Annotated in this window: 10 protein-coding genes and 1 tRNA gene; 4 read left to right on the forward strand and 7 right to left on the reverse strand. The window is 41.8% G+C overall.

Translation table 11 applies throughout. From position 1 onward, the window contains the following. Positions 1 to 19 precede the first annotated feature (19 nt). The 7 genes from yedE to selA form a co-directional block, all read right to left on the reverse strand. A complete protein-coding gene (gene yedE, locus H8S40_RS12345; protein ID WP_186865314.1) occupies positions 20 to 1,114 on the reverse strand; it encodes a YedE family putative selenium transporter in 1,095 nt (364 codons plus the stop codon). Between the two features lie 17 nt (positions 1,115 to 1,131). Continuing rightward, entirely contained in the window at positions 1,132 to 2,280 is a 1,149-nt protein-coding gene (locus tag H8S40_RS12350; protein WP_243238239.1) for an aminotransferase class V-fold PLP-dependent enzyme, read from the reverse strand. Positions 2,281 to 2,406: 126 nt separating this feature from the next. Next, positions 2,407 to 3,456: a selenide, water dikinase SelD gene (selD, locus tag H8S40_RS12355; protein WP_186865315.1), complete on the reverse strand. Its 1,050-nt coding sequence runs from the start codon at positions 3,454 to 3,456 to the stop codon at positions 2,407 to 2,409. Between the two features lie 19 nt (positions 3,457 to 3,475). Then, positions 3,476 to 4,084: a sulfurtransferase-like selenium metabolism protein YedF gene (yedF, locus tag H8S40_RS12360; RefSeq protein WP_118737271.1), complete on the reverse strand. Its 609-nt coding sequence runs from the start codon at positions 4,082 to 4,084 to the stop codon at positions 3,476 to 3,478. 19 nt (positions 4,085 to 4,103) lie between these two features. Next, positions 4,104 to 4,201, reverse strand: a tRNA-Sec gene (locus H8S40_RS12365). 104 nt (positions 4,202 to 4,305) lie between these two features. Beyond that, complete coding sequence (locus tag H8S40_RS12370; protein ID WP_118725090.1) at positions 4,306 to 5,208, reverse strand: selenium metabolism-associated LysR family transcriptional regulator; 903 nt, start codon at positions 5,206 to 5,208, stop codon at positions 4,306 to 4,308. Positions 5,209 to 5,252: 44 nt separating this feature from the next. Further along, positions 5,253 to 6,662, reverse strand: coding sequence for an L-seryl-tRNA(Sec) selenium transferase (selA, locus tag H8S40_RS12375; protein WP_186865316.1), 1,410 nt, complete (start codon positions 6,660 to 6,662; stop codon positions 5,253 to 5,255). 204 nt (positions 6,663 to 6,866) lie between these two features. Here selA and H8S40_RS12380 point away from each other — a divergent pair, with 204 nt between their 5' ends. From H8S40_RS12380 to hydF, 4 genes are all read left to right on the forward strand, one after another. Next, complete coding sequence (locus H8S40_RS12380) at positions 6,867 to 7,727, forward strand: class I SAM-dependent methyltransferase (protein ID WP_118725092.1); 861 nt, start codon at positions 6,867 to 6,869, stop codon at positions 7,725 to 7,727. Positions 7,728 to 7,753: 26 nt separating this feature from the next. Further along, the gene (locus H8S40_RS12385) at positions 7,754 to 9,955 is read left to right on the forward strand and encodes a DNA topoisomerase III (RefSeq protein WP_186865317.1); all 2,202 of its coding nucleotides are present in this window, start codon (positions 7,754 to 7,756) and stop codon (positions 9,953 to 9,955) included. 106 nt (positions 9,956 to 10,061) lie between these two features. Next, complete coding sequence (gene hydG, locus H8S40_RS12390) at positions 10,062 to 11,483, forward strand: [FeFe] hydrogenase H-cluster radical SAM maturase HydG (RefSeq protein ID WP_118688231.1); 1,422 nt, start codon at positions 10,062 to 10,064, stop codon at positions 11,481 to 11,483. Positions 11,484 to 11,493: 10 nt separating this feature from the next. Next, entirely contained in the window at positions 11,494 to 12,693 is a 1,200-nt protein-coding gene (gene hydF / locus H8S40_RS12395; RefSeq protein WP_186865318.1) for a [FeFe] hydrogenase H-cluster maturation GTPase HydF, read from the forward strand. Positions 12,694 to 12,922 lie beyond the last annotated feature (229 nt).

Here is a 12,922-nt window from a genome sequence, read left to right on the forward strand (position 1 = left end):
TGAATCCCTCTTTTCTATTTTAAGCTGTTTTACGACGATTTGTAAATGCAATTACAAAACAAGCAACAATACATATAATAACTGCGATTTTACCATTTGCTGTCACTGCACCTGCAACCACTTCTTTTGTTTCTGGATTCAAAGCTGTTCCGCTTGATGCGAGTCCAAGATTATGGCTCAATGCTGCTCCAACAAACATTCCTACAACTGTAACGGCTGAATCAGATGATCCCTGTCCTGCAAGAACAAGCTGACGCAGCGGGCATCCTCCTGCAAGAACTGCTGCGAAACCAACCGCATACATACCAAGGATATTCCACAAATGTTCTGAATGTGCAATTACACCAGGTGTATTAAAGCTAAGTGCAAAGTTTCCTGTTACCAGATTGTAAATGAGCATAACTACAAAGAATCCACCGATCACTGATACTAACTCAAAATTTCTCATTAAAATAATATCACGGACACTTCCTGCGAAGCACATTCTTGATTTCTGTGCAAATGCTCCGAACAAAAGCCCTCCAATCAGAGAAATTGCAACGGGTGCATGCATACTTCCAGGACCTGCTTCACTGAATTTTAATAATGTTGTGAATAAAGCTAATAATAAAATTCCTACTGCAATCACAGAAATGATCATTCCTGAAGATTTCTTTGCCGGATAAGCTCTTCCAAGCGAATATCCCTGTTTTAAAACAATTACACCTGTTCCTACTCCAAGAACAAATCCAATCAGTGCAACCCATGCATTCAAGTCACCTGCTGACATACGAATTACCATACGCAGTGGGCATCCTAAAAATACAAGTGCTCCGATTGTAAGAATCATACCTAATATAAAACGTGTCATTGTAGCTGAACCGGCTGTCGCACAATATTCCTTTGTAGCCAGTGAAATTATCAATGATCCAAGTATAATTCCAACTATCTCCGGTCTCGCATACTGCACAACTGCTGCCTGATGCATTCCAAGCGCACCTGCTGTATCACGGATGAAACATGCAACACAGATTGCCATGTTTGCCGGATTTCCAAAATATGCCAGACATGCTGCAACTAATCCACAAAGCACTCCGGCTAATGCCATTTTCTTCTTTGAACCTGCAAAATTCATACTGAACCTCCCATTTCTCACTCCTCGGACAATTCACGTACTGCCCGAATCGCAATTTCTACTTCTTCCTTTGTGTTGAAATGAGAAAAACTAAAGCGAACCGCCCCCTGCTCTGCATTTTGTAGGGATTCATGCATCAGTGGAGCGCAGTGTCCTCCCGCTCTTGTAGAAATACCATACGACATCAAAAGTTCATCACTAACCTCTGCCGAATCATAATCATACAAATTAAATGAGACAATCGGACATCTCTCTCTTTTAGAAAAATCTCCATATATGGTCACTCCCGGGATTTCCTTGATACCATCATAAAACTGCCAGGCTCTCTGCAATGCAATCTCTCTAATTGCATCAATCCCTTTTTCTTCCACATACTTTAACGCTGCATTGAGTCCTGCGATCCCATGGCCATTTAAAGTTCCTGCCTCCAGTGCTGTCGGCATCTGTTCCGGATGATTGTGATTGTAAGTATCAATCCCGCTCCCACCTCGTTTCAGCGGTCTGATCTTTATGCCATCCCTCACATAGATTCCGCCCGTTCCTTGCGGACCATACAAACTCTTATGCCCGGTAAAACAAAGCACATCAATTCCCATCTTCTGTACATCTATCGGAAATACACCTGCTGTTTGAGATGCATCTACAATAAATAACAGCTTATGTGCTTTCGCAATCTTCCCGATTCGTTCAATATCATTGAGATTTCCCGTAAGATTCGAACCATGCGTGCAAATAATTGCTTTTGTCTCTTGTCTCACCGCCGCTTCCAGCATATCATATGAAATATTACCATCCTCGTCAGCCGGCAAAATCGTCAATGTTGCTCCCGCCTGCTGCCGCTCATATAATGGTCTGAGAACCGAATTATGTTCCATCACCGTTGTGATCACATGATCTCCGGGATTGATCAGCCCTTGGATCGCAATGTTCAGACTTTCCGTTGCATTGCTTGTAAAGGCAATCTGCTTTGGATTCTCTGCATGAAACATTCTTCCAAGGCGTTCCCTCGTATCATAAATAACTCTCGCTGCATCCAACGACGCCTCCGTACTTCCTCTTCCTGCATTACCAAGATGATTTATTGCCTGTACGATCGCTTCTGCCACTTCCGGTGGCTTAGGCAGTGTGGTTGCTGCATTGTCCATATAAATCGTATGTTTTTCCATTGTTTATCCTCTTGTTTTTCTCTAAAAAATATTATACTACCTAAAATTTTTTCAGTCTAATTGAAACCTATAATAAATGAAAGAACTTATAGATTTTTTCTATAAGTTCTTTCGCATTTTTCGATACTATTTTTTTAGATATATCCACTTTTCGTCTGCTTCCCTCACCGTACCGATTCGCGAAGCTCTCGTTTCCAGACCATGTGCTTCAAATGCATTCATAATATCATCTGCATACTCCGGTGCCACACTAATCAGCAGACCACCTGAAGTCTGCGGGTCATAGAGAAGATCAATATCTGTCTCCGTTGCATCACCTGTCTCTATCATATGGCCGGAATATTCCCTATTCTTATAGGAACCTGCCGGCACAAGTCCCATCTGTGCAAGCTCCACGGCTCCGTCAATATATGCTACATCATCCACATAAATGTCAAAGCTCACCTTACTTGCCGATGCCATCTCCGCACAATGTCCCAGTAAACCAAAACCGGTTATATCCGTACAAGCTGATATTGGATATTTTTCAATCACTTCTTTTGCCTTTTTATTTAAAGAAGACATCACTTTAATTGCTTCCTGCATCGAATTTTCCGAAGCCATCTCTGCTTTCACTGCTGTATTTACTACTCCGCTTCCGATTGGCTTGGTCAAAATCAATGCATCCCCCGGTCTGCAGCCATAATTTTTAAATATTTTTTTCGGATGCACAAAACCGGAAACACACAATCCATACTTCGGTTCATTATCCTGAACAGAATGTCCCCCTACAAGAACAGCTCCCGCTTCTTTTACCTTGTCTGCACCACCTCTTAATATATCTGCAAGGATAGACGGATCAAGGCAATTTGGAAATCCAACGACATTCAAAGCAATCTTTGGCTCTCCGCCCATTGCGTAGACATCACTAAGTGAGTTTGCTGCTGCGATCTGGCCAAACGTATACGGATCATCTACTACCGGTGTAAAAAAATCCACCGTCTGTATCATTGCGATTTCATCTGTAATTTTATAAATTGCGGCATCATCCGATGTCTCAATTCCTACCAGGAGATTCTCATCCTGGAATTTTGGCAGCTTACCCAGAACCTGGGCAAGGGTCTCAGGACCGATTTTAGCCGCTCATCCGGCGGTATTCGTCATCTGAGTGAGTCTGATCTCATCTCTCGTTTTCATTCCATTTCCTCCCCTCTGCTTATGGACGAAGAATTTTGTCTGCATTATTCATAGTTTCTACAATACTATACATATTTGTCACAGTTCCAACCTGGAGTTTTTCTTTCAGTCCATAGTAGTCAAGGCAAGTTCCACATGTCATAATCTCAACGCCCTGTGCTTCCAAGGTTTTCAAATCTTCCAACGATTCAGAACCCTCTGTTGTGATTTTTGCACCACCATTATAAAATAAAATTGTCTTTGGAAGTTCTTCTAGCTGTGTCAGTGCAAAAATAAATCCTTTAATTAAAACTTTGCCAAGATCTTCTTTCCCTTCACCCATATGATCTGCTGCAATCACAACAACTGTATTTCTTCTGCTGTCAGGTATGCATGTAACCGGTGCAGCTTCTGTATCCTTCGCAACTGCGCCGCTAAGCTGAATCGTAACCTTAAATTCTTTTTCAGCTAATTTTTCCGATGTTACTGTTCCCCCTGAACTCTGTGCCATCTTTGTCACATTCTGAACCGCAATCTCATTATCAACCAATACTTCAATTGTCTCTGCACCGGTTACTTTCTGTATTGCTTTTTTTGTTTTTATAACTGGAATCGGGCATGCATCGCCCATTGCATTTACTGTAATCATATCATTTTCTCCCTTCTTTTGGCGGATACGTGTGGGAATCGAACCCACCCAAGACGTTCCACACGCCTCACACTGGTTTTGAAGACCAGGGGACACACCAGCTGCCCAGCCGCACCCAGATTAAAGCAATTCGTTCAACTTGAATATATCGAATGCACTATCTCTTAGTATATACTGTTTTCTGTGAAAATTCTAGTTACTGTTCACAGTAAGTGTGACCATCAACACATTCTATTGAATGTTTCCGCTATTTTCATCATCTTTTTCACAGCCTTTGTGCGAGGATATTCTTTATTATATACGACATACAATTTTCGAACCCTCTTTTTTTCTCCCAGCGGATATGCCAGAACATTCTCCCATTTCAAATCCTCCGCTGCTGCAAGCTTTGAAATGATTGTTACACCAATTCCTTTTTTTACAGATTGTTTTATCACCTCCGTATTTTCCATATTTGCAACCACGTTTAGTTTTCGAATATCAATCCCTTCCCGCTTTAATTGCTTTTCTGCCTCTTTTCTTGTTCCGGAACCTTGCTCCCTCATTATAATTGGAACTCGTTCCAGCCACTCTATCCCGGTTTCTGTCTCCTTTATCTGACGATATTTCTCGTTGTTTGGCATGACAATAATCAATTCATCATCAAAAAACGGAACATATTCACAAGATTTCTTATCTAATATCGTTCCCGTAAATCCAATATCTACCGTACGCTCCGAAACAGCCCTTATCACCCCGGCACTATCCGACTCAACCAATTCAAACTGTTCCTTCGGATACATACTACTATAACGACTTAATATGTCCGGCAAGAGATACTGTGCCGGAATCGTGGAAGCAGCAATCTTAATACAAGAATTAGAAGCTACATCACTGTCAAAAGCCTCATATATCAATTGTTCCAGATTCAACATCTGTCTTGCATATTGATATAACTTTTCGCCTTCATCTGTAAGGCCTACTTCTCTTGTATTTCGCAAAAACAATTTGATATTCAATTCTTTCTCCAGTGCGGAAACATGTGCACTGACCGTTGGCTGTGTCAGATACAGCTCTCGCGCTGCTTTTGAGAAGCTGCGCTTTTCTGCCACATTCACAAACGCCTCTAACTGTTTTAAATTCATTTCTGCTTCTTATCCTTTTCCTTTATCTTTTTTCTGTCATTGATTCAAATCCTGCAACTGTTCAGCATATCTTGTATACTGCCTACAATATAAGGAATCTGTTCTTCCTCTATCGTCCGCATATCCATAGCCCAGATACCGTTTATCATTCTCCCGATAATCGGTGTCGGCAAAGCTCGCATTCTCTTTTCCATCTCTGATGCCGAACATATTTCCGAACGTATTGCAACTGCTGTACTGGAAATCTTTTCAAGTGGAAGCGCCCCTCCGCCAATCTGTGACTCACAAGCTTCTAACACGATCTGAGCAGGAAGTTTCTGCTGTTCTAACTGGGATTTCAACTTTTGTGCACGCTGCTTCACAGTATCCGGCATCTCAGATATCATCTTTAAGACAGGTATCCTCTGCATCGCTCTCTCTTCCGATAAATATTCCTCGAGTGTCATCTCCAATGCAGCTGTAGTAAATTTATCCACGCGCAATGCACGTGTCAGTGGAGCCTTCTTCATCTTATTGATATAACATTTTCTGCCGACTATGATTCCTGCCTGCGGACCACCCAACAACTTATCACCACTAAAACAGACAACATCTGCACCTCCGCAGATTGCCTCCTGTACCATCGGCTCATGAGAAATACCATACTTACTTAAATCAACCAATGCTCCACTTCCCAAATCTTCGATTATCGGAATCTCATGCTCTTTCGCAATTGCTTTCAGCTCTGGTACCGCAACAGATTCTGTAAAGCCGACAATCTGATAGTTGCTTGTATGGACCTTTAGAATAGCCTTTGTCTCTTCTGTGATCGCTTCCTCATAATCTGACAGATGTGTTTTATTCGTCGTCCCGACCTCAACTAAAACTGCACCGCTTTGCTCCATCACATCCGGTATGCGGAACTTTCCGCCAATCTCCACCAGTTCTCCTCGCGACACGATCACCTCGCCTGATTTTGCAAGCGTACTCAGGCACAAAAGAACTGCCGCCGCATTATTATTTACAACAAGGGCCGCCTCTGCACCTGTCAGACGGCAAAGCAAGGATTCAAAATGTGCATTCCTCTCTCCTCTCTCTCCTCGTTGCAGATCATACTCCAGATTGGAATATTCCGCTGCGATCACAGCCAGTCTTTCTGCATGTTCTCGATTAAGTGGCGCTCGCCCCAGGTTCGTGTGTAAAATAGTACCTGTTCCATTAATAACACTTCGTATATTCGGTGTATACAGCAGTTCCAGGCTTTTACTGATACTATCCGGCAACTGCTCAACCGCCTTTAACACGTCTGTCTCATCCACAGATTCTCCAATCAGGATACGAACTCGTTCCAGTTCATCCTGTACAACACGCTTGACACAGGATCTGCCATATCGTTCTTCTAATTTTCGAATCCCGTCCTCTTCTAACAAAACATCTACCTTCGGGATTCTGCGATACAGCTGATTCTTATCCATAATTCTCGAATATCCTCCTTGTGTCTTTTTATTTACCTTATATAGTATCAACTTTTCACATAAAAAGAAAGGACATATGGGAACATCTTACAGAAAATTTCCAAGGTTTCAATATGAACTAGTTCTTTTCTCTCGGTCATGCTATAATAAGTCCACGATAATATTTTAGATTTTATTTCAATAAATTCAGAAAGGATTATATTTATGTGGATTGCAGATAATTGGAAAGATTATGAAGTAATAGATTGTTCAAAAGGTGAAAAACTAGAGAGATGGGGCGACTATATTTTGGTTCGTCCAGACCCGCAGGTCATCTGGGACACTCCGAAAAATGATTACGGATGGAAGCACCGCAACGGACATTATCACCGCAGTAAAAAAGGTGGCGGAGAGTGGGAATTCTTTGATCTTCCACAGCAATGGCAGATTCATTACGGTTCTCTGACATTTAACCTGAAGCCATTCAACTTTAAACATACAGGACTTTTCCCTGAACAGGCAGCAAACTGGGACTGGTTCTCTGATATCATAAAAAAAGCAAACCGTCCTGTAAAGGTATTGAACCTTTTTGCATACACAGGAGGAGCTACACTTGCCGCTGCCGCTGCAGGAGCTCAGGTTACTCATGTTGACGCTTCAAAAGGTATGGTCGGATGGGCTAAAGAGAATGCTGTATCTTCAGGACTTGGCGATGCTCCTATCCGTTGGCTTGTAGACGACTGTGTCAAATTTGTAGAACGTGAGATCCGCCGTGGCAATACTTACGATGCCATCATTATGGACCCGCCTTCTTATGGACGTGGCCCAAAAGGCGAGATTTGGAAGATTGAAGACATGATTCATCCATTGATCAAGCTTTGTACTAAAATCTTATCAAAGGATGCCATTTTCTTCCTTGTGAATTCATATACAACCGGTCTTGCTCCTGCCGTATTAACTTACATGATCGCAACAGAACTCAAGGCATGGAACGGACACGTAGAATCTCAGGAAATCGGACTCCCGGTTAAAAACACCGGTCTGGTACTTCCTTGCGGAGCATCCGGACGCTGGCAGAGAGATTAAATACTATTTATTCAGGAGATTTACTCATGAGCAAACACTTAGTAATTGCAGAAAAACCTTCAGTAGCGCGGGATATTGCCCGCGTTCTTCACTGTAATAAGAAAACCAATAATTATATTGAAGGAAATGATTATGTTGTAACCTGGGCACTTGGCCATCTTGTCACATTGGCAGACCCGGAAGAATATGGAAAAGAATATCAAACATGGAGTATGGATACTTTACCGATGCTCCCAAAGCACTGGAAACTGGTAGTCATCAAGCAGACCGGAAAACAGTATCATGCAATCAAGGATCTCATTTACCGAAAAGATATCAGCGACATCATTATCGCTACAGATGCCGGACGTGAAGGCGAACTTGTTGCCCGCTGGATTCTTGAGAAAGCAAACAATAAAAAACCACTAAAGAGACTCTGGATTTCTTCCGTTACAGATAAGGCCATTCTGGATGGATTTGCCCACCTTAAACCAGGAAAAAGCTACGAGCCGCTTTATCACGCAGCTGTCGCACGTGCTGAATCCGACTGGATCGTTGGCATCAATGCCACACGTGCACTGACATGTAAATATAATGCCCAGCTCTCCTGCGGCCGCGTCCAGACACCTACACTTGCCATGATTGCTGCCAGAGAACAGGAAATCCACTCTTTCAAGCCAAAATCCTACTACGGATTAAAAGCCATTGCAGACGGAATCACATTTACATGGACGGATAAAAAGTCGCATTCTCCTCGCACTTTTGACAAGGAAAGATTACAGAAACTCCAATCTTCCGGGAAAAATGATTTCGTGATTACAGATATTCAGAAAAAGGAAAAACATTCTTTCTCACCGGCACTTTATGACCTGACTGCATTACAGCAAGAAGCGAATCAGCGCTATGGTTATTCCGCAAAGCAAACGCTAAATATCATGCAGCGGCTCTACGAGAATCACAAGGTTCTTACTTATCCAAGAACAGATTCCCGTTACCTGACCGAAGATATGGTTGGCACATTAAAAGAGCGTCTTCAGTCCTGTGCTGTCGGACCTTACAAACGCGTTGCTTTAAAGCTCGCAAACAAACCGATCAAGGCAAATAAATCTTTTGTAAATAATAAAAAAGTAAGTGACCATCATGCGATCATTCCAACTGAACAATTTGTACAGCTGGAAAATATGAGCAACGAAGAGCGTAAAATTTATGATATGGTCGTGCGTCGTTTCCTTGCCGTTCTTTGCCCGGCTTCCGAATACGAAGACACCACCGTCACCGCTTCATACAATAATGAAACATTTCTCGCAAAAGGAACTATTTACAAGACTCCTGGCTGGCGCGAGGTTTATGAAGACAGCAATTATTCTGATGTCGACTGTGACGAAGAAGAACTTCCTATGCAGGCTGCCTCAGATTCCTTAATGAAATTAAAATCCGGCATGCAGCTTTGTGTAAAAACATTTGCCATTACAGAAGGAAAAACAAAGCCACCTGCATATTTTACAGAAGGTACTTTAATTGCCGCAATGGAAAATCCGGTGAAATATCTCGCAAACCGAGATAAAACAATCGTAAAAACGCTCGGTGAGACCGGTGGACTTGGAACAGTTGCAACCAGAGCCGATATCATCGAAAAGCTATTTAACAGTTTTCTCATGGAGAAAAAGGGAAATGAAATCCACATCACTTCTAAAGGGAAACAGCTTTTGGAACTTGTACCTGAAGATTTGAAGAAACCTGAACTTACAGCATCCTGGGAATTACGCCTTCAGGCTATAGCCAAAGGAACTCAGTCTGACAAACAATTTATGGATGAAATACAGAATTATACAAAACAGTTGATTTCTGAGATCAAATCTGCCAACGGAACCTTCCGCCACGATAATATGACTCGTACAAAATGTCCTGAATGCGGAAAATTTATGCTGGAGGTAAATGGAAAACATGGTAAGATGCTCGTGTGTCAGGATCGTGAATGTGGCCACCGCGAAACCATTTCCCAGCATACAAACGCCCGATGTCCTGTATGCCATAAGAAAATGGATTTAATCGGAAAAGGAGATGGACAGCGATTTGTCTGTGTATGCGGTCACAAAGAAAAGCTAAGTGCCTTTGAAGAACGCAAAAAGAAAGAGGGAAAAGGTGCCAACAAACGAGATGTAAATCAGTATTTAAAAAAGCAGGCAAAAGAAGCAAAAGAGCCAATCAATAACGCATTTGCGGAAGCATTTGCAAAATTGAAGCTGTGATATTGACTACATTTTATCAATTGTTGACTTTGCCAAATTCAGTCCATATAATCAAATTTAAGAGACATTTTTACAATAACGTCGCGACTACTAAGGGGGCTATACTATGTATGACGTAAATTCAAAACATGCTGATGACTTTATCAATCACGAGGAGATTTTAGACACACTTGCCTATGCAGACGAGAACAAGCACAACGAGGCTCTGATTAACTCTTTGATTGAGAAGGCAAAGCTTAGAAAAGGACTGTCACACCGAGAAGCGTCTGTTCTTCTTGCTTGTGATATTGAAGAAAAAAATCAGGAGATTTATAAACTGGCTGAACAGATCAAGAAAGATTTTTATGGAAATCGTATCGTTATGTTTGCGCCGCTTTATTTATCAAATTATTGTGTCAATGGCTGCACCTACTGTCCGTATCATATGAAGAACAAGCATATTGCAAGAAAGAAGCTTACTCAGGATGAGATCCGCAAGGAAGTGATTGCTCTGCAGGATATGGGACACAAGCGTCTGGCTTTAGAAGCCGGAGAAGATCCGGTACATAACACAATGGATTATTATCTGGAATGTATTAAGACTATCTATAGCATTAAGCATAAGAATGGTGCTATCCGTCGTGTCAATATCAATATTGCGGCAACAACTGTTGACAATTACCGCTTGTTGAAAGAAGCCGGCATCGGAACTTATATCTTATTCCAGGAAACTTATCATAAAGAGAGCTATCTGGAATTGCATCCGACAGGACCAAAACATGATTATGACTACCACACAGAGGCTATGGATCGTGCTATGGAAGGTGGCATTGACGATGTCGGAATCGGTGTACTCTTTGGCCTGGACAAATATCGTTACGAATTTGCAGGTCTTTTAATGCATGCTGAACACCTTGAAGCAGCATTTGGGGTTGGACCTCATACGATCAGTGTTCCTCGACTCCGTCATGCAGATGATATTGATGCAGATTCTTTTGATAACGGAATTGATGACGATACATTTGCCAAGATCGTTGCCTGCATCCGAATTGCCGTACCTTACACAGGTATGATTATTTCTACAAGAGAAAGTCAGAAGACAAGAGAACGTGTTCTTCATCTCGGTGTCTCTCAGATCAGTGGCGGTTCTAAGACAAGTGTCGGCGGCTATGCTGAGCCGGAACCGGACGATGCCAAATCAGAACAGTTTGACGTCAGCGATACACGTACATTGGACGAAGTTGTCAAATGGCTGATGGAACTTGGCTATATTCCAAGCTTCTGTACTGCATGTTATCGCGAAGGACGTACCGGTGACCGTTTTATGTCACTGTGCAAGAGTGGACAGATTCAGAACTGCTGCCATCCGAATGCATTGATGACATTGAAAGAATATTTAATGGATTATGCAAGTCCTGCCACCAAAGCAATCGGTGATAAACTTATTGAAAGAGAAGTGTTCAATGTACCAAACGAAAAAGCTCGTGCAGTTGTGCGTGAAAATCTCCGATTGATTGAAGAAAATAATCGCCGCGATTTCCGTTTTTAGGAGAATTATTATGAGTTTAAATGCAACACCTTCTTCCAACCGTATCCATATTGGAATTTTTGGCAGACGCAACGCCGGAAAATCCAGCATTATCAATGCAATCACAGGACAGAATCTGGCCATCGTATCAGATGTAAAAGGTACTACTACAGATCCTGTCCTCAAGGCTATGGAACTGTTACCTCTCGGTCCTGTGGTTATTATCGATACTCCCGGACTTGATGATATCGGGGAACTCGGAGAACTTCGAATCCAAAAAGCATATCAGATGCTAAACAAAACCGATATCGCTGTTCTTGTTATCGACAGCACTCTCGGTGCCACGGTTGAAGATTTAAATATTCTTACTCGAATTATAGATAAACACATACCCTATATTGTTGTATGGAATAAGTGTGATATATCCAAAACTGATGTGCCATCCTCACTGCCAGATACCGTTTCTCCGAAACAATGTATCTCTGTCAGTGCGAAAACAAATACGAATATCCACGAACTAAAAGAATTAATTGCCGCACAGCTTCCTCAAACTATAAATGAGAAACACATCGTTGGTGATTTAATAAAACCTCTGGATACTGTGGTTCTGGTTATCCCGATTGATTCCTCTGCTCCTAAGGGAAGATTAATTCTCCCACAGCAGCAAACCATTCGCGATCTGCTAGAATCCAATGCAATTTCTATCGTAGTAAAAGAAACTGAATTAGAGGACACACTCAAAAAGTTGCCAGCTCCTCCACAGCTTGTCATCACAGATAGTCAGGCATTCAAAAAAGTAGCTGCAATCGTACCAAAAGATGTACCTCTCACTTCATTTTCAATTTTGTTTGCACGATATAAAGGCAATTTGAAAACAGTCGTAAACGGAGCACACACATTAGATTCTCTGCTAGATGAAGACATCCTTCTCATATCAGAAGGATGCACACATCACAGACAATGCGAAGATATCGGTACGGTCAAACTGCCAAACTGGATTCGAAGCTATACCGGCAAAGATATTCAATTTGAATTCACAAGTGGAACGGAATTTCCAACAGATTTAAGTAAATATCGTATGATCATTCATTGTGGTGGATGTACACTAAATGAAAGAGAAATGAAATACCGGCTGCAATGTGCCGAAGATCAGAATATTCCTATTACCAATTACGGAACAGCGATTGCACATATGAATGGGATATTAGAGCGAAGTATTGAATTTTTTTGAGGTCAGGGGTGCCGGTTGGGGACGGGGGTTAATGGCTCTTTTTGGCAAGCCAAAAAGAGCCATTAACCCCCGTCCCAATAACATTTAGTTAAGCTTTTTTCATCATAGTATGAACCTATTGAAGTTCTCTTCCCTAAGCTTTTAAAAAGTATTATTATCATAAAAGTAGATGATTTTTATAAGAAAATATTTTTTTGCACCATAATCAGGCAGAGCCTTGCTTCTGCCT

It is taken from the genome of Ruminococcus hominis (assembly GCF_014287355.1).
GTDB classification, from domain to species: domain Bacteria; phylum Bacillota; class Clostridia; order Lachnospirales; family Lachnospiraceae; genus Schaedlerella; species Schaedlerella hominis.

Bases quoted from the DNA above. Each gene is read 5' to 3' on its own strand.
- yedE (WP_186865314.1), bottom strand. From the start codon at position 1,114: ATGAATTTTGCAGGTTCAAAGAAGAAAATGGCATTAGCCGGAGTGCTT.
- H8S40_RS12350 (WP_243238239.1), bottom strand. From the start codon at position 2,280: ATGGAAAAACATACGATTTATATGGACAATGCAGCAACCACACTGCCT.
- yedF (WP_118737271.1), bottom strand. From the start codon at position 4,084: ATGATTACAGTAAATGCAATGGGCGATGCATGCCCGATTCCAGTTATA.
- H8S40_RS12370 (WP_118725090.1), bottom strand. From the start codon at position 5,208: ATGAATTTAAAACAGTTAGAGGCGTTTGTGAATGTGGCAGAAAAGCGC.
- selA (WP_186865316.1), bottom strand. From the start codon at position 6,662: ATGGATAAGAATCAGCTGTATCGCAGAATCCCGAAGGTAGATGTTTTG.
- H8S40_RS12380 (WP_118725092.1), top strand. From the start codon at position 6,867: ATGTGGATTGCAGATAATTGGAAAGATTATGAAGTAATAGATTGTTCA.
- H8S40_RS12385 (WP_186865317.1), top strand. From the start codon at position 7,754: ATGAGCAAACACTTAGTAATTGCAGAAAAACCTTCAGTAGCGCGGGAT.
- hydG (WP_118688231.1), top strand. From the start codon at position 10,062: ATGTATGACGTAAATTCAAAACATGCTGATGACTTTATCAATCACGAG.
- hydF (WP_186865318.1), top strand. From the start codon at position 11,494: ATGAGTTTAAATGCAACACCTTCTTCCAACCGTATCCATATTGGAATT.